Source organism: Xenorhabdus miraniensis (assembly GCF_002632615.1).
In genome coordinates this window covers 34,026-53,589 of the sequence record NZ_NITZ01000023.1, presented here as the reverse complement: position 1 = coordinate 53,589, position 19,564 = coordinate 34,026, and the positions used below count along the sequence as shown (strand labels likewise).

The following is a 19,564-nucleotide window of genomic DNA, read 5'->3' as shown; positions in this document are numbered from 1 at the left end:
GGTATTAAAGGCGGAAAAAGAATTCAACCGGCGCGCCCAAATCGCATTAATGAAGAGATTCGCGCCTCTGAAGTTCGTTTAACTGGATTAGATGGCGAGCAGATTGGTATTGTCAGTCTGAGGGTAGCTCTTGAGAAAGCTGAGGAAGCTGGTGTTGATTTAGTGGAAATCAGCCCAAATGCCGAACCGCCAGTTTGTCGTATCATGGATTACGGCAAATTCCTCTATGAGAAGAGTAAGTCAGTCAAAGAACAGAAAAAGAAACAAAAAGTTATTCAGGTCAAGGAAATTAAATTCCGTCCTGGTACAGATGAAGGCGACTATCAGGTCAAACTACGCAACCTGATTCGTTTTCTGGAAGATGGCGATAAAGCTAAAATCACCCTGCGTTTCCGTGGGCGTGAAATGGCGCACCAACAGATTGGTATCGAGATGCTTAACCGTATCCGTGACGATCTGAGTGAACTGGCAGTGGTTGAATCCTTCCCAACGAAGGTTGAAGGCCGCCAGATGATCATGGTGCTCGCTCCTAAGAAGAAATAGTCAGGCAAACAAGTAATGGGCTCCAGCCAGTTTCTGGATGGAGTCTATTCGCCTTACTAGTTCGTTGTAATTAACAATGCGAAGTGGAAATTAAAATGCCAAAGATTAAAACAGTACGCGGCGCAGCTAAACGCTTCAAAAAAACCGCAAGCGGCGGTTTCAAGCGTAAGCACGCTAACCTTCGTCACATTCTGACTAAGAAATCAACCAAGCGTAAACGTCATTTACGTCCAAAAGGCATGGTCTCCAAAGGTGATCTGGGCCTGGTTGTTGCTTGTCTGCCATACGCATAAGCAATTTTTTAGATTAGAACTCAGAGACGATAGGAGAAGTATATGGCTCGCGTAAAACGTGGTGTTATTGCCCGTGCACGTCACAAGAAAATTTTGAAACAAGCGAAAGGTTACTACGGTGCTCGTTCGCGCGTTTATCGTGTTGCTTTCCAGGCTGTTATCAAAGCTGGTCAGTACGCTTACCGTGACCGCCGTCAGCGTAAACGTCAGTTCCGCCAACTGTGGATTGCACGTATCAACGCTGCTGCACGTCAGAACGGCATGTCTTACAGCCGTTTCATCAACGGCCTGAAAAAGGCTTCGATTGAAATCGACCGTAAGATTCTGGCTGACATCGCTGTATTCGACAAAGTAGCATTTGCTGCTCTGGTTGAAAAAGCGAAGGGCGCTCTGGCATAAGTCAGATTAAAAGAGGGAGCTTGCTCCCTCTTTTACTTTTTTCCAAAATGTGGCTTACTATTGTTTAGGTTATTGTTGTTTAAGTTATTATTACTTAGTCTATTATTTAGATTTGAATCATAACCAGATTACGAGTAGCCGGTTTAAAAAGGATACAAGAGAGAGAACCGACATGATGAAGTTAGCCTTTTTTCGTTTCTTCTTTTACTTTAGCACCTGAGAACAGGGGGCTTTGCGCGTAAGAAAAGAAACGAAAAATAGCGCTTGAGCCTCCAGTGTGGAGGCTTTTTTATTTTTATGGCCTCATTAATAGATAATTTGAGGGCATAGTCGATAACAACTAAAGGGCCATCTGGCCAAAGGAAGAGGAAAACGATGTCACATCTTACTGAGCTGGTTGCAAAGGCAAAAGCAGCCGTAGAAGAAGCCCAGGATGTTGCCGCGTTGGATTTGGTGCGAGTTGAATACCTGGGAAAAAAAGGCCATTTAACTCTCCAGATGTCATCGCTGCGTGATTTACCGGCTGAAGAGCGTCCAGCGGCTGGAGCTGTTATTAATCAGGCGAAACAAGAAGTCCAAGAATCATTGAATGCGCGTAAAGCGAAGTTAGAATCAGATATTCTGAATACACGCTTGTCAGCAGAAAAAATCGATGTTTCATTGCCTGGCCGCCGTATGGAAAATGGTGGATTGCATCCTGTTACCCGCACGATTGAACGTATTGAAACTTTCTTTGGCGAGCTGGGTTTTTCTGTTGAATCGGGGCCAGAAATCGAAGATGACTATCATAATTTTGATGCGCTGAATATTCCTGCGCACCATCCAGCACGGGCTGATCATGATACTTTCTGGTTTGATGCGACACGCTTATTACGCACTCAGACATCTGGGGTACAGATTCGTACCATGAAAAATAGTCAACCACCAATCCGTATCATTGCGCCGGGACGCGTATATCGTAATGATTACGATCAGACTCATACCCCAATGTTCCATCAGGTAGAGGGACTGATTGTTGATAAAAATATCAGTTTTACCAACCTGAAAGGTACACTGCATGATTTTTTGAACAACTTCTTTGAAGAAGATATGCAGGTTCGTTTCCGTCCTTCTTACTTTCCATTTACAGAGCCTTCCGCAGAAGTTGATGTCATGGGCAAAAATGGCAAGTGGCTGGAAGTGTTGGGCTGCGGTATGGTACATCCGAATGTATTGCGTGACGTTGGTATTGATCCTGAAGTCTATTCTGGTTTTGCCTTTGGTATGGGAATGGAGCGTCTGACCATGCTTCGTTACGGTGTTACAGACTTGCGTGCATTCTTTGAAAATGATTTGCGTTTCCTCAAACAATTTAAATAAGGCGGGTATATCTCATGAAATTCAGTGAACTCTGGTTACGCGAGTGGGCAAACCCAGCCATTAACAGTGAAGCATTGTCTGATCAAATCACCATGGCTGGTTTGGAAGTTGATGGTGTTGAAAAAGTGGCAGGCCAGTTCCACGGTGTATTTGTTGGTGAAGTTGTCGAATGTGGCCAACATCCAAACGCAGATAAATTGCGTGTGACTAAAGTTAATGTCGGCGGCGAACGTCTGCTGGATATTGTTTGTGGTGCACCAAATTGCCGTCAGGGTCTTCGTGTCGCTGTGGCTACAGTTGGAGCTGTACTACCCGGTGATTTCAAAATTAAAGCCGCCAAACTGCGCGGAGAGCCGTCAGAAGGAATGCTGTGTTCATTTTCTGAACTAGGTATTGCTAACGATCATGACGGAATTATCGAATTACCAGCAGATGCCCCGATTGGCACTGATCTGCGTGATTACATGAAATTAGATGATAACGCGATTGAAATCAGCATCACACCAAACCGTGCTGATTGCCTGAGCATCATGGGTGTTGCCCGTGACGTAGCAGTTATCAATAAATTGTCTATGACCGAAACAAAAATCGAAACGGTTAAACCAACCATAGACACGAAATTCCCTATCCGTGTTGACGCTCCTGAAGCTTGCCCTCGTTATTTGGGGCGCGTTATTAAAAATGTGAATGTCAAGGCTACTACTCCGTTGTGGATGCGTGAAAAACTGCGCCGTGGTGGTATTCGTTCCATTGATCCAGTGGTTGATATCACCAACTATGTTTTGCTTGAACTAGGGCAACCGTTGCATGCGTTCGATCTAGCGCGTTTAAATGGCTCAATTATTGTTCGCATGGCTGAGCAAGGTGAAAAGCTCACTCTATTAGATGGCAATGAAGCGGAACTTTCTGCTGAAACGCTAGTGATTTCTGATGAAAAGCAACCACTTGCTATAGCCGGGATTTTTGGTGGAGAATATTCGGGAGTTAATGTGGAAACTCAGCATATTATGCTGGAGTCTGCGTTTTTTGCTCCGTTGGCAATTGCAGGACGTGCTCGTCGTTATGGTCTGCATACGGATGCTTCTCATCGCTTTGAACGTGGGGTTGATCCACAACTTCAGCATAAAGCGATAGAATATGCTACTCAGTTGTTGATTGCCATCTGTGGTGGAGAGGCGGGAGAGATCGTTGATGTGACGAGTGAGTCTCATTTGCCAAAACCCGCAACTATTACACTGCACCGTAAGAAATTGGATCGCCTTATTGGTCATTATATCTCTGATGAACAGGTGACAGATATTCTGACACGTTTAGGTTGCCAGGTAACAGTCCAGAGTGATAGTTGGCAAGCTGTTGCACCTAGCTGGCGTTTTGATATGCAGATCGAAGAAGATTTGGTTGAGGAAGTTGCCCGTATTTACGGTTACAACAATATTCCTGACGTGCCAGTGCGTGCTGATCTTGTGATGACTTCGCATCGCGAAGCCGATTTGTCTCTGAAACGTGTCAAAACAATGCTGGTGGACAGAGGTTATCAAGAAGCAATTACCTATAGCTTTGTTGATCCTAAGGTTCAGCAACATCTGCATCCACAGGAAGAAGCATTAATCCTGCCTAATCCAATTTCGGCGGATATGTCTGCGATGCGATTATCCCTGCTGACGGGATTATTAACTACTGTTGCGTATAATCAGAATCGTCAACAGAACCGTGTGCGTTTATTTGAAACTGGTTTGCGATTTGTACCAGATGAAAATGCGGAGAATGGCATTCGTCAGGAATTGATGCTTGCTGGCGTTATTGCAGGAAATCGTTTCGAAGAACACTGGTCGATTGAAAAACAAGCGGTTGACTTCTTTGATTTGAAGGGTGATTTAGAAACTGTTTTAGAATTAACAGGTAAAATGTCAGGCATTTCCTTTAAATCAGAAGAACATTCCGCTTTGCATCCTGGGCAAAGTGCTGGGATTTATCTGGAAAATAGTTACATTGGTTATATTGGTGTTGTTCATCCAGAACTGGAGCGTAAGCTTGACTTAAACGGCCGTACCGTGGTATTCGAGTTATTATGGCCTAGTCTGGCAGACCGCGTAATTCCTGAGATGACGGAAGTTTCTCGCTTCCCATCTAACCGCCGTGATATCGCAGTCGTTGTGCCTGAAAATGTAGCCGCAGAAGATGTTCTTGCTGAATGTAAGAAAGTTGGCGTAAATCATATAGTTGGCATAAACTTATTTGACGTGTATTGTGGTAAAGGTGTCGCGGAAGGCTACAAGAGCCTTGCTATTAGCTTAATCTTGCAGGATACCATGCGTACACTGGAAGAAGAAGAAATTGCTGCGACCGTTAACAAATGCGTTGCTGCATTAGAACAGCGATTCCAAGCATCCTTGAGGGACTGAACTTATGGCGCTTACTAAAGCTGAAATGTCAGAAAATCTTTTTGAAAAACTGGGTATTAGCAAGCGTGACGCTAAAGATCTAGTGGAGATGTTCTTTGAAGAAGTGCGTCGCTCTTTAGAGAACGGGGAGCAGGTTAAGTTATCTGGATTCGGCAACTTTGATTTGCGAGACAAAAATCAACGTCCAGGCCGAAATCCAAAAACAGGAGAGGATATTCCGATTACGGCTCGCCGTGTTGTCACTTTTCGCCCAGGCCAAAAGTTGAAAAATCGGGTAGAAAAAGCGTTACCCAAAGAATAAATACACAAAAAGGCCGCACTTGTGCGGTCTTTTTCTTATCTTTCATATCCCATTGTCAGCAACGGGATGAATTTCCTTTTCCTAAATGGTCCTATATCACCATGCACTCTGTTTATGAGTTGATCACTTATCAGAGAAAACGTAACCATCAAGTGATAGCAATTCTGTCTGTTTTTTTTATTATCCTGTTTGTTTTGTCATTATGTGCAGGTGAAATTTGGTTCTGGCCTGATCAATGGTTATCTGATTCTGCCCGGTTATTTATTTGGCAATTGAGATTACCCAGAGCGCTTGCAGTGATGGCTGTCGGGGCTAGTTTGGCTGTATCAGGCGCTATTATGCAGGCGTTGTTTGAAAATCCGTTGGCAGAGCCGGGGTTACTTGGAGTCAGTAATGGTGCAGGCGTTGTCGTGGTATGTTTGATACTGGCTTTTCATGGTGTTGCCCCATTATGGTTATTAAGCGCTGGAGCGGTATTTGGAGCGCTTTTTATGACAGCAATTTTGCTGGGATTTTCCCGAAGGCATCAAGTGACGAATACTCGTTTGCTATTGATTGGCGTTGCTTTCGGAGTGATATTTGGGGCTTTGATGACATGGATGGTTTATTTCAGCACAAGCTTGGATCTAAGGCAGTTGATGTATTGGATGATGGGAAGTTTCAGCGGCATTGACTGGCGTCAGAAATGGTTAGTAATTGCATTATTCCCCGCTATCTTATGGCTAATCCGCAAGGGGAACATTTTGAATTATCTATCGCTTGGAGAATTGCAGGCACGACAACTAGGCATATCTCATCACAAATGGCGCAATTTATTTGTATCAGTGGTTGGATTATTAGTTGGATTGAGCGTTGCTCTTGCAGGAGCGATAAGTTTTATCGGTTTAGTTATTCCTCATATCTTAAGGTTGATTGGCTTGACTGATCATAAGGCGCTGCTTCCAGCCAGTGCGTTAGCGGGGAGCTGTGGTTTGTTATTGGCTGACCTATTTTCCCGATTGTCATTATCTCACGCAGAGATACCGATTGGAGTCGTTACTGTGACCTTAGGTGCTCCCGTTTTTATATGGCTTTTATTAAGAGCACATCATTATTAAAAACAAACGGTTATCCAACTATTAATAAAGGCAAATAAGGTAAGAGTAATAACATGATTAACAAACCTATCTTGGAATTGGATAACGTTAGTGTTAACAACAGACTGAAAGCATTATCTGGATCTGTGATGGCTGGAGAGCAAATTCATTTGGTTGGATTAAATGGCTCAGGGAAAAGTACTTTGCTTTCAGCGATTGCAGGAATTTTATCCTACAGCGGCTGTATTCATTTAATTGGCCGGGAGTTGAGACATTATCGTCAACACGAACAGGCAAGATGCCGAGCTTGGTTTTCTCAATCATCGTCTACTCCCATTATGCCGGTCTTCCAATACTTGGACATGTTCCGCCCTGAATTGGCCCCACTGGCGCAGAGTGAAAACGTATTATATGAACTCTGCCAGCAACTGAAGCTCCTTCCATTACTTTCTTCTCCAATTAGTCAGCTATCAGGTGGAGAGTGGCAGCGTGTCAGATTAGCCGGAACTTTTTTTCAGGTATGGCCGGAATTGAATCCTGACGGAAGACTGCTTTTGCTTGATGAACCTACAAATAATCTTGATATTACCCAACAAGCTATTTTAGATAAGTTGATCAAACAATTCTGTTCATTAGGGGGAACGGTACTGGTGAGTAGCCATGACCTTGATCATACTTATGAGCAAGCGACGGGTGTGTGGTTACTTTCACATGGAAAATTATTAACATCTGGCATACCGCAGAATGTAATGACAGAACGAAATTTATCAGAAATTTTTGAAGTAAAAATTAGACATATTAAAAATACTGACTATAAATTATGGAGGGTCAACCAACTGTAATTTCTGTAATTGAAATCTATCATAATCATTAAAGCCTATCTTTTTTGGTGTCTTGGTTGACTAATATTTGTTTCTTCGTTGATGTTTCGTTAAACAAGCATCATCTAGAATCGTTCAATTATAAAACAAATTTAGATTACGCAAGGCATAAGGCGATTATGGATAGTTTTTTGCCATTTTCTCGTCCTGCGATTGGCAGCGAAGAGATAGAAGCAGTAGAGAAAGTTTTACGTTCAGGTTGGATTACGACAGGGCCGCAAAATCACCAATTAGAGCAAGATTTTTCTCGCATGTTCGGGTGTAAGCATGCGGTTGCCTTATGTTCTGCTACTGCAGGCATGCACTTGGTTTTGCTGGCATTAGGCATAGGCCCTGGCGATGAAGTCATTACTCCGTCCCAAACGTGGGTTTCCACGATCAATATGATTTGTTTATTGGGCGCAGAGCCTGTCATGGTTGATGTTGACCGTGATACGTTAATGGTCAACGCAGAAACAATCAAAAAAGCCATTACACCAAAAACCAAAGCTATTATTCCCGTTCATTACGCAGGAGCACCTTGTGATCTTGATGCACTGCGCACCGTTGCTCAAGAAGCCAATCTTCCTCTGATTGAAGATGCGGCGCATGCCGTCGGAACCCGCTATAAAAACGAGTGGGTAGGGGAGCGAGGAACAGCTATCTTTTCTTTCCATGCTATTAAAAACATGACCTGTGCTGAAGGCGGTATGTTCGTTACAGATGATGATGAACTGGCACAGCGGATCCGCTGTTTAAAATTTCATGGATTGGCTGTTGATGCTTTTGATCGACAAATTCAAGGCAGAAAACCTCAGGCAGAAGTCATTGAACCGGGTTTTAAATATAATTTATCAGATATCCATGCGGCGATAGCGGTTGTGCAGTTAGGGAAATTAGCATCAATGAACGCACGCCGTGGTGAGTTGGTGGCTCGATATTCTGCTGCCCTTAGCAACTCACCTTTGCAAATGTTGAGTGTTCCTGAATATGCGCATTTGCACTCCCATCATCTTTTTATGGTACGTGTTGACAAAAGTATCTGTGGTATTGATCGGGATACTTTTATGGAACGCCTGAAGGATCGAAATATTGGCACTGGTTTGCATTTTAAGGCCACGCATACACAAAAATATTACAGGGAGCGTTATCCTCATCTTTCCCTGCCTGTATCTGAATGGAACTCGTCAACACTCTGTTCACTGCCACTTTTTCCAGATATGAACAACGATGATGTAGATCGTGTTGTGAACGCGATAACTGAAATTCTTTTGGAGCATAAGTAAGTGATGTTTGAGAAGATTAAAAAAGTTTCGATCGTTATTCCTGTTTATAACGAAGAAGAAAGTTTACCCCAATTGTTGAAAAGAACGATCGCAGCCTGCCAACAACTTGAGCAGAAATACGAAGTAATTTTGATAGATGATGGTAGCCGTGACAACTCTGCCGATATTTTAACCCAAGCGGCTGAAATCCCAGAAAATCATGTGATTGCTATTTTGCTTAACCGCAATTATGGGCAACATTCCGCCATTATGGCGGGATTTCATCAGGCTGATGGTGATCTGATTATTACGCTTGATGCTGATTTACAAAATCCGCCAGAAGAGATCCCTCGTTTAGTTAAGACAGCAGAAGAGGGTTATGACGTCGTGGGTACACGTCGTGCTAACCGTCAGGATTCTTGGTTCCGTAAAAGTGCCTCCAAAATGATCAATGCGATGATCACCAAAGCTACGGGGCGTTCAATGGGGGATTATGGTTGTATGTTGCGGGCTTACCGCCGTCATATTGTACGTGCGATGCTGCAATGTCATGAACGTAGTACTTTTATTCCCATACTCGCTAATACCTTTGCACGTAAAACGATAGAAATAGATGTGGCTCATGCAGAGCGTGAATTCGGGGATTCCAAGTACAATTTCATGAAATTGGTAAACCTGATGTATGACCTTCTGACCTGCCTGACTACTGCTCCATTGCGGTTATTGAGTGTAGTGGGAAGCGTCATTGCCGTCACGGGCTTCTTGTTAGCGGTATTGTTGATTACTCTACGCCTTATTTTTGGCTCAATGTGGGCTGCTGAAGGTGTGTTTACCCTATTTGCTATCCTTTTCATGTTCATTGGTGCACAGTTCGTCGCAATGGGATTACTTGGTGAATATATCGGCAGGATATATAACGACGTTCGTGCCCGTCCGCGTTATTTTATTCAAAAAGTGGTCGGAGTTAGAAAGACCAACGATAATCAGGAAGAAAGCTAATGAAAGCAGTTATCTTTGCCTATCATGATATTGGTTGTATCGGACTTGATGCTTTAGTAAAGGCGGGTTTTGATATTCAGGCTGTATTTACGCATACAGATGATCCGCATGAAAATAACTTTTTCTCATCTGTTGCGCGCATTGGTGCTGATTTAGGGTTGCCTGTATTTGCACCAGAGAATGTGAATCACCCACTTTGGGTCGAGCGTATCCGTGAAATGAAACCAGATGTTATTTTCTCTTTTTACTATCGCAATATGCTTAGTCAGGAAATTTTATCACTGGCTGAGAAAGGCTCATTTAACCTTCATGGCTCCCTATTGCCGAAATATCGTGGTCGGGCTCCGGTCAACTGGGCAGTACTCAACGGCGAGTCAGAAACAGGCGTCACATTGCACAAAATGCTGGCAAAACCGGATGCAGGGGATATTGTCGCGCAGCAGGCTGTACAAATAGATGAAACTGATACTTCGCTGAATATCCATAGAAAAATACGAGAAGCAGCCGTTGAATTATTGAATGGCATCCTGCCTCAGATTAAATCGGGTCATTATCCATCGATTCCACAGGATGAAAGTCAGGCGACTTATTTTGGTCGTCGCACGGCTGAAGATGGTGAAATAGACTGGCATAAATCAGCTAAAGAAATTAATAACTTAGTCAGAGCAGTGACAGAGCCATACCCAGGTGCATTTACTTTCTTGGGTGAGCGTAAAATTACAATTTGGCGTTCAAAACCACTCAATCAGGCTCATGGTAAACTTCCCGGAACCGTCATTTCCACGGAACCCTTTGTCATTGCCTGTGGTGAAGGTGCGTTGGAAATTATCAGCGGGCAGGGCGAGTCAGGGCTTTATGTACAAGGCAATCGGCTCACGCTTGAAATGGGCATTGTGACGGGGGTTTATGTTGGCCCTAAAGCCACGGCACAAGTGAGTCGTCGGAAACGTGTCTTGATCTTGGGGGTTAACGGATTCATTGGTAACCATCTGACAGAACGTTTGTTGGCTGATGACAATTATGACATCTATGGAATGGATATTGGTTCTTCTGCTATTGAACGGTTTATTGGCAATCCGCGTTTTCATTTTATTGAGGGGGATGTCAGTATCCACACGGAATGGATTGAATATCACATCAAAAAATGTGATGTCGTACTTCCATTAGTGGCGATAGCTACCCCGATTGAATATACCCGTAACCCATTACGTGTCTTTGAACTGGATTTTGAAGAAAACCTGAAAATCGTTCGTTATTGTGTGAAATACAACAAGCGGATTATTTTCCCTTCAACATCTGAAGTTTATGGTATGTGCGATGACAAGGAATTCGATGAAGATACTTCACGTTTAATTGTGGGACCAATTAATAAACAGCGCTGGATCTACTCTGTTTCCAAACAACTACTTGATCGGGTTATCTGGGCATACGGTGTGAAAGAAGGCCTGAAATTCACTTTATTCCGCCCATTTAACTGGATGGGGCCAAGATTGGATAACCTGAATTCGGCCCGTATTGGTAGCTCAAGGGCAATTACCCAATTAATTCTGAATTTAGTTGAAGGTTCTCCGATTAAGCTGGTCGATGGCGGTGAGCAAAAACGTTGTTTCACCGATATTCATGATGGCATTGAAGCACTGTTCAGGATCATCGAAAACCGGGATGGAGCGTGTGACGGACAAATTATCAATATTGGTAATCCGACAAATGAAGCCAGCATACGGCAATTGGCTGAAATGCTGTTAGATAGCTTTGAAAAACACGAACTTCGGGGGCATTTCCCACCCTTTGCCGGGTTTAAGAAGATTGAAAGTAGTAGCTATTATGGTCAAGGTTACCAGGATGTTGAACATCGCAGACCCAGCATTAAAAACGCGGAGCGTTTGTTGGGATGGAAACCCACTATTGATATGAAGCAAACCATTGATGAAACATTGGATTTCTTCTTGTGTGGAGCGGTTGAAGAACTGAAAAGAAAACACTAAAGAACCATTGGAAATTAGAACGGCATCGGGAACTAAATGTAATGAAACAAGTTGGTTTGAGAATTGATGTGGATACTTATCGAGGCACAAAGGAAGGTGTACCGCGATTGCTTGAAATTTTGCAGAAGTATGATATTCAAGCCAGCTTTTTCTTCAGTGTTGGGCCGGATAACATGGGGCGCCATTTATGGCGCCTGTTGCGACCTAAATTCCTTTGGAAAATGTTGAGATCAAATGCAGCATCCCTTTATGGCTTGGATATCTTGCTGGCGGGTACAGCATGGCCAGGTAAAAAAATCGCAAAAGATCTGGGCTACTTGATGAAACAAACGAGGGATGCAGGTCATGAAGTTGGTTTGCATGCGTGGGATCATCAAGGCTGGCAAGCTAAAGTGGGGCACTGGTCCGAAGCTGAACTAGCAGAGCAAGTGCGATTGGGAATTAGGGCATTGGAAATGGCGACAGGGCAGCCAGTTACATGTTCGGCTGTCGCTGGCTGGCGAGCGGACGAACGTGTACTGACGGTTAAACAGGGTTTTGAGTTTGATTACAATAGCGATTGTCGAGGGACGCATCCATTTAGACCACTTTTGCCGGATGGAAACTTGGGCACTGTACAAATTCCTGTCACATTACCGACTTATGATGAAGTTGTTGGCACACAGGTCAGCGATGATGACTTTAATCATTTTATCCTTGAAGCCATCAAAAATGATCGTGGGGTTCCGGTTTATACCATTCATACCGAAGTTGAAGGTATGTCGAAGTCTTCACAGTTTGAAACACTATTGAACATGCTTCATCAGCAAGGTGTTCAGTTCTGTAAGTTAAGTCATTTATTACCTGAAAATAGAGACACGCTTCCTGTTGGGAAAATTGTACGTTCAGGTTTTCCCGGTCGTGAAGGCTGGTTAGGTTGCCAACAAGGGGTATAACACAGTTATGTTGAATACTCGGACGAGTAAAGCTGGAGCCGTTCTGATGGCTCTTTTTTTTATTCTTACTTACCTATTACCTCTGGATAGCCGCCTATTATGGCAACCGGATGAAACGCGGTATGCTGAAATTAGCCGGGAAATGCTGCAACGTGGAGATTGGATTGTTCCTTACTTCTTAGATATCCGCTATTTTGAAAAGCCTGTTGCTGGTTATTGGCTTAATAATATTAGCCAATGGATTTTTGGACATAATAACTTTGCTGTTCGTTTTGGCTCTGTATTCAGTATCCTACTGAGTGCATTTTTGCTTTACCGGCTTGCCATGATGATGTGGCAATGTCGCCAGACGGCTTTCGTTGCTAGCCTGATTTATGTTTCCATGTTTATTGTTCTTTCCATTGGTACTTATAGTGTCTTGGATCCGATGTTCTCTTTATGGGTTACCGCGGGGATAGTGAGTTGCTATTGGGCGCTTAAGGCAGGAAGTACTCGAGAACGGGTTCTGGCATGGTCTGTATTAGGGCTGGCTTGCGGCATGGCTTTTATGACCAAAGGATTTCTGGCATTGGCGTTACCTGTGATAGCAATGGTACCCATCACAATATACCAGAAACGTTTTCTGGAAATGGTTCGTTTTGGACCTATTGCCGTTATATTTGCTGTTTTAATTAGTTTGCCGTGGGTGATTGCAGTTGCTTTGCGCGAGCCGGATTATTGGCATTATTTCTTCTGGGTAGAGCATATACAACGTTTTGCTTCTGAGAAAGCACAACATATTGCACCCATTTGGTATTACTTGCCGATATTAGTATTAGGTGTGATTCCGTGGTTAGGATTACTACCTGGTGCGCTGGTTAAAAGCTGGAAAGAGAAAAAGAGCCATCCAGAGATGTTTTTTTTGTTCTGTTGGTTCATTGTTCCATTTGCATTTTTCAGTATAGCAAAAGGAAAATTACCAACTTACGTTTTACCATTTATCGGTTCATTGGCATTGATGATGGCAAAATATGCTATTGATTGTGTCAAAAATGGCAATATGAAAGCATTAAAAATAAATGGACTAGTGAATGTTTTCATTGGAGTGATTGCTATTTTAGTGCTTTTTGTCATGGAAACGTTGATTAGTCAGCCTCTCTACCAACCCAATGAATGGCTGAAATGGATTATGGGCATTATTGCCTTTGGGGCTTGGGGTGGGGTTGGTTATCTATGCTTCATTCATAATGGTAAATATTGGTTATGGGCTGCGGCCTGTTCCATCGTGCTCAGTTTATCAATCGGAGCTGCACTGCCTAACAAAACGATTAACTCCAAACTTCCTCAGCACTTTGTTAGACAAAATGAAAAAGAATTGGCAGATAGTAAATATATCCTGTCTCAGTCCGTTGGGGTAGGCGCGGCGATTGCATGGGAATTAAAACGCAATGACATTTATATGTTTGATCGTCCGGGCGAATTGGAATATGGGCTTAATTACCCAGATAGCCGATATAGATATGTAACACACGGAGAATTTCCTGAATGGTTAAAGAAAGCGCGTAAAGAAGGTCAGGTTGCTATTGTTTTCCTGTTGTCTTCAAAAGGGGAGCTGCCTGAGTTACCTAAGCCAGATAGAATACGCAGTAACCATCGTTTTGTCCTAGTGATTTATCAGAAACAACCATGAGCAGCAACATAGTATTATTATTTTTGGTTAGTTTACTAACCTGTGCCGGACAACTATGCCAGAAACAGGCAGTTATTTGTTGGCAAAAAAAAGATACCCCTCATAAAGGGGTATCTGTGGCGATATGGCTGTCCAGTGCTATTCTTCTGTTGGGCATAGGAATGATATTTTGGCTGCGATTATTACAATTTCTGCCGCTGAGCATTGCATATCCTATGCTCAGTATGAATTTTGTAATAGTGACTCTGATTGGGCAATTTTTATATCAGGAAAAAGTGGGGCTAAAACACTGGATCGGCGTTTTTGCGATTATGTTGGGAATTTTATTGATGAGCCTGAGTTAATGAAAGGTTATCTTTGGGGAATAGCGAGCGCCTTGTTGGTCACGTTAGCACAATTGCTATTGAAATGGGGAGTGGCCCGTTTGCCAGAACTTTCGTTGTCCGCACATTGGCTGGATATCGATTGGCTTTGGGCAAATCATACTCCTTTGCTGATGGTTATGGCTGGGTTGGCGGGGTATGCGCTGTCCATGTTATGTTGGTTTTTTACCTTGAAATATCTGCCATTGAATAAAGCGTATCCTATTATTAGCTTGAGTTATGCTTTTGTTTATTTAATGGCGGCCTTATTGCCTTGGTTCAATGAAACTGTTTCATTATTGAAAACGGCAGGGGTGGTTTTTATCTTATTAGGTGTTTGGTTAATTAGCCGACCAGAAAATACGTAGCTACTGGAGCATTGGGCTATTAAAAAGAAATAGCTCAAAATATTTGTTATTACCATCTACTTGGTTGTTTCCCAGAAGGCAGCGGTAATCATCAAGCTTTTGCTCATTCTATTCCCTCCAATTTAAGATGAAGTTCCTCGTCAGTCTGCGCCTGAGCAACGGTAACGCATAGTACCATCTGCCCACGGCGTTTTTCTATACTATATAATACGATAGTAGTACTCTTCTGCTTGGATACCTCGTGCTGTTCAGGGGGCTGTATGGGGTGCTGATAATAACAAAATAGCCTTGAATGCACGAAAACAAGCAAAATGAAAAAACAGTAATTTCAATGAGATGATGGCTGATTACGGGCTTATCCAGTGAAGCACAGATGGTTTTCTTTTATAGTTGATACAACTATAACGTGTATAGATAAAATAATTCATTTCGTCCTTTTATTTATTTTGTTTCATTTTGTTATTATTTTTGTTATAAATTGTTACAATATGATTTTATACTGGTCAACATAGTAAACTCTTTGTGGAGAAGAGGCTTATAAACCTGAATGCGGGAGGATGAGATGGCTGAACAATTAGAATTTTTTGCTATTCCAAACCCTTGCCGAGGGATCTGTGAATCTGACTCCCGTGGTTTTTGTCGAGGGTGCTATCGGAGCAGAGAGGAGCGATTTATATGGATGAAATTATCAGATGGTGAAAAAAGAAAAATATTGCACTTATGTCATCATAGATATCTAAGAGAGTTAAAAATAAAAGCGGAAGAAAGAAATATTATACCAGAGCATCCAGGGTTATTTTAGTTTTATCCTGAATTGCCGAAAAAAAATCTTATATGAATAATATTTCATAATTACCGTGGAAATAAGAAATATTACCAGTAATAAATGATGTAATATCTGTATTAAATATCTTTTATTTGACATAAGTAACTCTAAAATATCGCTCGCATTGGATAATTGAAATGTTTCAGTAAAAATTTCTTATTAAAGAATTATTTATTGAACAATAAAAGTGCTGTTTTGTTATCTTATTGTTTTTTATGTTTTTTATTCTAATGTTGACGCTATCAGTAAGAGAAAAATGATATTAATGTAAAAATATATAGATTAGTATTTGGATGGCGGTTATTCTTATAGAACTTTAACCGAGTGGAAATGTATATATTTTGGGGGATTGTATTTTTTTAGTTGATATTTAAAATTACAATAGTTTAGTTAGAGGATTATTTTATACAGTTTATATCGTTGGTGGATTAATGCGCGATTTTATTCGGTGCGCCGTAAAACTTCGCTCTTTAGGGCGACGAAGATGTCAACTTTGAGTAACAAGCCAACGCGACACTAATTAGGTAATTAGCAAAATTTCTGACTCTGCTAATGTAAGAATGATATAGGGTGCGTATCCATTATTCATATGAATAAACTGATTGGGTAATTCATTGATGTTATATGAGTCTCTAATTATAAGGAGGGGTAATTGGAATTGACATTGGGATCAGACCTGGCACGTTTAGTTCGTGTTTGGCGCGCTTTAATTGATCATCGTTTGAAACCGTTGAAATTAACTCAGACGCATTGGGTTACTCTATACAATATTAGTCAGCTGCCACCAGAGCAGTCACAGATACAGCTCGCGAAAGCTATTGGTATTGAGCAGCCATCTCTGGTGAGAACTCTTGATCAATTAGAAGAAAAGAAACTGATTACGCGTCACACATGTGCCAATGATCGGCGAGCCAAAAGAATCAAATTAACCGGAGAATCTGAAACTTTTATCAGAGAAGTGGATAGTGTTATTGATTTGACAAGGAAAGAAATTTTGGAGGGAATTACTCATGATGAGTTAATTCTTCTAGCCTCCGTAATAAAAAAAATCGAAAAAAATATTAGCCAATTACATAAACAGGTTATATAAAAGTGAATTAATAATATAAAATCGCGGTCCAGATACTGGCAATCCGCGATTTTTTAGTTTTGTGCTACTTGAATGTTTCAGAGTGGTGATACAGTCAGAGAATCTCCACTGTTGGCAATTCTGACTCGTTGTCCTCTGTTGAATCTGACCTGATCTAGTTTTTGTACTACGATGATATTTTTTCCGCTGTCCGTACGAATTTCTAACTCAACACCCTTCGTTTGGTCTATAGCACCTTCGATGCCTTGTCCAGCCAGACCACCGGCAATAGCACCTGCGGCTGTAGCAAGCTTTTGACCAGAACCACCCCCGACCGTATTACCTAACAACCCGCCTAAAACAGCGCCACCAATGAGACCTAACATATTAGGATCGCCAGCTTGATTACCTTTGATAGTGATAGGACGTACAGACAGAATGGTGCCATAGGTTACAGTTTGAGCTTGCTTGGCTTGACCAATGGAATAAGTATCACTAGAAAGCGCACCCATATCTGCACAACCAGACAATGTGGTAAGGACAACTGCACCAACCAGGAAACGTTTTAACATAGTCACTCCTATTTTAATACCCGATAGAGAAGCTTGATAATAAACCTATAATCAAGCATTCGGCTACTATTGTTAGTAGCAGATACTATTGCTAGCGGCAGGAAGAATAAATTTGCCAACCACTAATGATTCATATCTACATATATAATAAGTGTTCACAATCAACTCCGAAAGGAATAATTCCTGACCAAAAGTTTAGCATGTTTTGTGAAGAGCTTTCCAAAACTCAGATTTTATCTCTGATAATAATCATTAAACATATATAGTCCGAATCGATGTGCTTTATAGTTTACTCAAGATTAAATGTAATCCATTCTTTAAGAGGGGGAATATTTATGAAGTCAGGGCGTTATATTGGTGTTATGTCTGGCACCAGCATGGATGGAGTTGATGTTATTCTAGCGGAGATTAGTGATAAAGCCGTTACTCAGCAAGTCAGTTATAACCATCCTTTCCCGCAAGAACTGAAACAAAAATTGCTTTCCATCTGCCAAGGGCAGCAAACGACATTATCAATGGTGGGAAGATTTGATTATGAACTTGGTACTCTTTTTGCCGAGGCTGTGCAAGGGTTGTTGGATAAGGCAGCTCTAACCGCGAGCGATATTACTGCAATCGGGTGTCATGGGCAGACGGTATGGCATGAGCCAGATGGAGAGAAACCGTTTACTATGCAAATTGGCGACAATAATCGTGTGGCAGCACTGACCAATATTACAACTGTAGGTGATTTCAGACGACGTGATATGGCTTATGGTGGTCAGGGAGCGCCTTTGGTTCCGGCATTCCATATGGCGGTATTAGGTCACCCGACAGAGAGGCGTGTCATTTTGAATATTGGTGGCATTGCGAATATTTCCGCGCTTCTGCCTAATTCTGCGGTTAAGGGATATGATACCGGGCCTGGGAATATGTTGATGGATGCCTGGACATGGCTGCATAAGCAAATACCATATGACAAAGATGCGTTGTGGGCCAGTGAAGGCATTGTCAATGAATCTTTACTCCAGAAAATGCTTTCTGACCCTTATTTTGCACGTATTGCACCAAAGAGCACAGGGCGCGAATACTTTAATATGGCATGGCTGGAAAAGCAGTTAGCTGATTTCCCTGATGTTTCACCTGTGGATGTTCAAGCAACACTGGCTGAATTAACGGCTGTAAGTATTGCCCAGCAAGTTGAATTGAGTGGCGGATGTGATCGTCTTCTGGTTTGTGGTGGTGGGGCCCGAAATCCGCTTGTGATGGGTCGGTTATCAGCTTTATTGCCAGATTCTGAAGTGGCTACGACAGACAAATATGGATTAAGTGGTGATGACATGGAAGCACTGGCATTTGCTTGGTTGGCATTCCGAACCATGTCCGGGTTGTCTGGTAATTTGCCATCAGTAACGGGAGCAGACAGGGAAACGATTTTAGGGGCAATTTACCCTGTAGTGAGCTAAAAATCAGTTGGTAGCTATTTGGCGTGGCTATATAGTTAGTTCTATATCGTTAGCTTTATAAGTTAGCCAGTAGATAGCAATGATATGCTAATACTCATTAAAAAATCGAGAGCTAGAAATGTCTGAACATAATGAAACAGCCATTGCGGAATTGCGCCGCGAATATATACGCGGTGGATTAAGGCGCAAAGATCTTACTAAAGAACCCATTGAACTTTTTGAACATTGGCTAAAGCAGGCCTGTGAAGCTAAACTAAGCGATCCGACGGCAATGTGTATTGCTACGGTAGATGAACATGGTCAACCTTACCAGCGTATTGTTCTATTAAAACATTTTGACGCTCACAGCTTAGTTTTTTATACCAACCTTGGTAGTCGGAAGGCGAAACATCTGTCCCAGAATAATCGAATTAGCCTCCATTTCCCATGGTATCAATTGGAAAGGCAGGTCAGTTTTCTTGGTAAGGCGGAAAAGCTGTCACCTGCTGAAGTCGTAAAATATTTCCATAGCCGTCCAAAAGATAGCCAAATTGCCGCTTGGGCTTCCCAACAATCTTCACGAATTTCTGCCAGAGGTATTTTGGAAGGTAAGTTCTTGGAGCTGAAGCAAAAGTTTCTTAATGGAGAAGTTCCTTTGCCCAGTTTTTGGGGAGGATTCAGAGTTGAATTTGATTCTGTGGAATTCTGGCAGGGAGGCGCCCATCGTCTTCACGATCGGTTTTTGTATCAGCGTGAAGGTGATGAATGGCATATTGATCGCTTAGCGCCTTAACAACCTTGCCTTATTACAAAATGCCCTGTACCGAATGAACCTCAATGACCTTCGAATTGCAGTC

The 19,564-nt window shown here is 42.3% G+C and carries 21 protein-coding genes and 1 other annotated feature; of the genes, 20 read left to right on the top strand and 1 reads right to left on the bottom strand.

Annotated features, from left to right (window positions below; translation table 11 throughout):
- The first annotated feature begins 3 nt into the window (after nucleotides 1-3).
- From infC to slyA, 18 genes are all read left to right on the top strand, one after another.
- Nucleotides 4-543 carry a translation initiation factor IF-3 gene (infC, locus tag Xmir_RS18220; protein WP_099115544.1) on the top strand — a complete coding sequence of 180 codons (540 nt, stop codon included), beginning with the start codon at nucleotides 4-6 and terminating at the stop codon, nucleotides 541-543.
- A gap of 95 nt (nucleotides 544-638) precedes the next feature.
- Nucleotides 639-836 (top strand): 50S ribosomal protein L35, encoded by a 198-nt coding sequence (gene rpmI, locus Xmir_RS18215; protein ID WP_006118955.1) that lies wholly within the window; start codon nucleotides 639-641, stop codon nucleotides 834-836.
- 42 nt (nucleotides 837-878) lie between these two features.
- Entirely contained in the window at nucleotides 879-1,235 is a 357-nt protein-coding gene (rplT, locus tag Xmir_RS18210) for a 50S ribosomal protein L20 (RefSeq protein WP_010847342.1), read from the top strand.
- Between the two features lie 171 nt (nucleotides 1,236-1,406).
- Nucleotides 1,407-1,529 (top strand) — a sequence feature (Phe leader region).
- Nucleotides 1,408-1,455 (top strand): pheST operon leader peptide PheM, encoded by a 48-nt coding sequence (pheM, locus tag Xmir_RS34570; protein WP_157879546.1) that lies wholly within the window; start codon nucleotides 1,408-1,410, stop codon nucleotides 1,453-1,455. It overlaps the preceding feature by 48 nt.
- Before the next feature lie 81 nt (nucleotides 1,530-1,610).
- Nucleotides 1,611-2,594 (top strand): phenylalanine--tRNA ligase subunit alpha, encoded by a 984-nt coding sequence (gene pheS / locus Xmir_RS18205; RefSeq protein WP_099115543.1) that lies wholly within the window; start codon nucleotides 1,611-1,613, stop codon nucleotides 2,592-2,594.
- Between the two features lie 14 nt (nucleotides 2,595-2,608).
- Nucleotides 2,609-4,996 carry a phenylalanine--tRNA ligase subunit beta gene (gene pheT, locus Xmir_RS18200; RefSeq protein WP_099115542.1) on the top strand — a complete coding sequence of 796 codons (2,388 nt, stop codon included), beginning with the start codon at nucleotides 2,609-2,611 and terminating at the stop codon, nucleotides 4,994-4,996.
- 4 nt (nucleotides 4,997-5,000) lie between these two features.
- The gene (gene ihfA, locus Xmir_RS18195) at nucleotides 5,001-5,297 is read left to right on the top strand and encodes an integration host factor subunit alpha (RefSeq protein WP_038233943.1); all 297 of its coding nucleotides are present in this window, start codon (nucleotides 5,001-5,003) and stop codon (nucleotides 5,295-5,297) included.
- Between the two features lie 101 nt (nucleotides 5,298-5,398).
- The gene (gene btuC / locus Xmir_RS18190; protein WP_099115541.1) at nucleotides 5,399-6,394 is read left to right on the top strand and encodes a vitamin B12 ABC transporter permease BtuC; all 996 of its coding nucleotides are present in this window, start codon (nucleotides 5,399-5,401) and stop codon (nucleotides 6,392-6,394) included.
- A 53-nt stretch (nucleotides 6,395-6,447) separates the two neighbouring features.
- Nucleotides 6,448-7,215: a vitamin B12 ABC transporter ATP-binding protein BtuD gene (gene btuD, locus Xmir_RS18185; protein WP_099115540.1), complete on the top strand. Its 768-nt coding sequence runs from the start codon at nucleotides 6,448-6,450 to the stop codon at nucleotides 7,213-7,215.
- A 158-nt stretch (nucleotides 7,216-7,373) separates the two neighbouring features.
- Nucleotides 7,374-8,519, top strand: coding sequence for a UDP-4-amino-4-deoxy-L-arabinose aminotransferase (gene arnB / locus Xmir_RS18180; protein ID WP_099115539.1), 1,146 nt, complete (start codon nucleotides 7,374-7,376; stop codon nucleotides 8,517-8,519).
- Between the two features lie 3 nt (nucleotides 8,520-8,522).
- The gene (arnC, locus tag Xmir_RS18175; protein WP_099115558.1) at nucleotides 8,523-9,497 is read left to right on the top strand and encodes an undecaprenyl-phosphate 4-deoxy-4-formamido-L-arabinose transferase; all 975 of its coding nucleotides are present in this window, start codon (nucleotides 8,523-8,525) and stop codon (nucleotides 9,495-9,497) included.
- Nucleotides 9,497-11,482, top strand: coding sequence for a bifunctional UDP-4-amino-4-deoxy-L-arabinose formyltransferase/UDP-glucuronic acid oxidase ArnA (arnA, locus tag Xmir_RS18170; RefSeq protein WP_099115538.1), 1,986 nt, complete (start codon nucleotides 9,497-9,499; stop codon nucleotides 11,480-11,482). The genes arnC and arnA overlap by 1 nt, the downstream gene beginning before the upstream one ends.
- A 41-nt stretch (nucleotides 11,483-11,523) precedes the next feature.
- Nucleotides 11,524-12,417, top strand: coding sequence for a 4-deoxy-4-formamido-L-arabinose-phosphoundecaprenol deformylase (arnD, locus tag Xmir_RS18165; protein ID WP_099115537.1), 894 nt, complete (start codon nucleotides 11,524-11,526; stop codon nucleotides 12,415-12,417).
- A 7-nt stretch (nucleotides 12,418-12,424) separates the two neighbouring features.
- Nucleotides 12,425-14,086 (top strand): lipid IV(A) 4-amino-4-deoxy-L-arabinosyltransferase, encoded by a 1,662-nt coding sequence (arnT, locus tag Xmir_RS18160; RefSeq protein WP_099115536.1) that lies wholly within the window; start codon nucleotides 12,425-12,427, stop codon nucleotides 14,084-14,086.
- Nucleotides 14,083-14,430 carry a 4-amino-4-deoxy-L-arabinose-phosphoundecaprenol flippase subunit ArnE gene (gene arnE / locus Xmir_RS18155; protein ID WP_099115535.1) on the top strand — a complete coding sequence of 116 codons (348 nt, stop codon included), beginning with the start codon at nucleotides 14,083-14,085 and terminating at the stop codon, nucleotides 14,428-14,430. The genes arnT and arnE overlap by 4 nt, the downstream gene beginning before the upstream one ends.
- Nucleotides 14,430-14,816 carry a 4-amino-4-deoxy-L-arabinose-phosphoundecaprenol flippase subunit ArnF gene (gene arnF, locus Xmir_RS18150; protein ID WP_099115534.1) on the top strand — a complete coding sequence of 129 codons (387 nt, stop codon included), beginning with the start codon at nucleotides 14,430-14,432 and terminating at the stop codon, nucleotides 14,814-14,816. Before arnE ends, arnF begins: the two co-directional genes overlap by 1 nt.
- A gap of 562 nt (nucleotides 14,817-15,378) precedes the next feature.
- A complete protein-coding gene (locus Xmir_RS18145; RefSeq protein ID WP_244170977.1) occupies nucleotides 15,379-15,618 on the top strand; it encodes a DUF1289 domain-containing protein in 240 nt (79 codons plus the stop codon).
- Between the two features lie 676 nt (nucleotides 15,619-16,294).
- Nucleotides 16,295-16,732, top strand: coding sequence for a transcriptional regulator SlyA (gene slyA, locus Xmir_RS18140; protein ID WP_099115532.1), 438 nt, complete (start codon nucleotides 16,295-16,297; stop codon nucleotides 16,730-16,732).
- A 77-nt stretch (nucleotides 16,733-16,809) separates the two neighbouring features.
- Here the strand turns inward: slyA and Xmir_RS18135 are convergent, their stop codons facing one another.
- A complete protein-coding gene (locus Xmir_RS18135; RefSeq protein WP_099115531.1) occupies nucleotides 16,810-17,283 on the bottom strand; it encodes an outer membrane lipoprotein in 474 nt (157 codons plus the stop codon).
- Nucleotides 17,284-17,618: 335 nt separating this feature from the next.
- On the opposite strand from Xmir_RS18135, the gene anmK reads away from it, so the two are divergent.
- Both anmK and pdxH read left to right on the top strand, forming a co-directional pair.
- Entirely contained in the window at nucleotides 17,619-18,728 is a 1,110-nt protein-coding gene (gene anmK / locus Xmir_RS18130) for an anhydro-N-acetylmuramic acid kinase (RefSeq protein ID WP_099115530.1), read from the top strand.
- 118 nt (nucleotides 18,729-18,846) lie between these two features.
- Nucleotides 18,847-19,500, top strand: a complete 654-nt coding sequence (pdxH, locus tag Xmir_RS18125) for a pyridoxamine 5'-phosphate oxidase (RefSeq protein WP_099115529.1) — start codon at nucleotides 18,847-18,849, stop codon at nucleotides 19,498-19,500.
- Nucleotides 19,501-19,564 lie beyond the last annotated feature (64 nt).

Bases quoted from the DNA above. Each gene is read 5' to 3' on its own strand.
- rpmI (WP_006118955.1), top strand. From the start codon at position 639: ATGCCAAAGATTAAAACAGTACGCGGCGCAGCTAAACGCTTCAAAAAA.
- rplT (WP_010847342.1), top strand. From the start codon at position 879: ATGGCTCGCGTAAAACGTGGTGTTATTGCCCGTGCACGTCACAAGAAA.
- pheS (WP_099115543.1), top strand. From the start codon at position 1,611: ATGTCACATCTTACTGAGCTGGTTGCAAAGGCAAAAGCAGCCGTAGAA.
- pheT (WP_099115542.1), top strand. From the start codon at position 2,609: ATGAAATTCAGTGAACTCTGGTTACGCGAGTGGGCAAACCCAGCCATT.
- ihfA (WP_038233943.1), top strand. From the start codon at position 5,001: ATGGCGCTTACTAAAGCTGAAATGTCAGAAAATCTTTTTGAAAAACTG.
- btuC (WP_099115541.1), top strand. From the start codon at position 5,399: ATGCACTCTGTTTATGAGTTGATCACTTATCAGAGAAAACGTAACCAT.
- btuD (WP_099115540.1), top strand. From the start codon at position 6,448: ATGATTAACAAACCTATCTTGGAATTGGATAACGTTAGTGTTAACAAC.
- arnB (WP_099115539.1), top strand. From the start codon at position 7,374: ATGGATAGTTTTTTGCCATTTTCTCGTCCTGCGATTGGCAGCGAAGAG.
- arnC (WP_099115558.1), top strand. From the start codon at position 8,523: ATGTTTGAGAAGATTAAAAAAGTTTCGATCGTTATTCCTGTTTATAAC.
- arnA (WP_099115538.1), top strand. From the start codon at position 9,497: ATGAAAGCAGTTATCTTTGCCTATCATGATATTGGTTGTATCGGACTT.
- arnD (WP_099115537.1), top strand. From the start codon at position 11,524: ATGAAACAAGTTGGTTTGAGAATTGATGTGGATACTTATCGAGGCACA.
- arnT (WP_099115536.1), top strand. From the start codon at position 12,425: ATGTTGAATACTCGGACGAGTAAAGCTGGAGCCGTTCTGATGGCTCTT.
- arnE (WP_099115535.1), top strand. From the start codon at position 14,083: ATGAGCAGCAACATAGTATTATTATTTTTGGTTAGTTTACTAACCTGT.
- arnF (WP_099115534.1), top strand. From the start codon at position 14,430: ATGAAAGGTTATCTTTGGGGAATAGCGAGCGCCTTGTTGGTCACGTTA.
- Xmir_RS18145 (WP_244170977.1), top strand. From the start codon at position 15,379: ATGGCTGAACAATTAGAATTTTTTGCTATTCCAAACCCTTGCCGAGGG.
- Xmir_RS18135 (WP_099115531.1), bottom strand. From the start codon at position 17,283: ATGTTAAAACGTTTCCTGGTTGGTGCAGTTGTCCTTACCACATTGTCT.
- anmK (WP_099115530.1), top strand. From the start codon at position 17,619: ATGAAGTCAGGGCGTTATATTGGTGTTATGTCTGGCACCAGCATGGAT.
- pdxH (WP_099115529.1), top strand. From the start codon at position 18,847: ATGTCTGAACATAATGAAACAGCCATTGCGGAATTGCGCCGCGAATAT.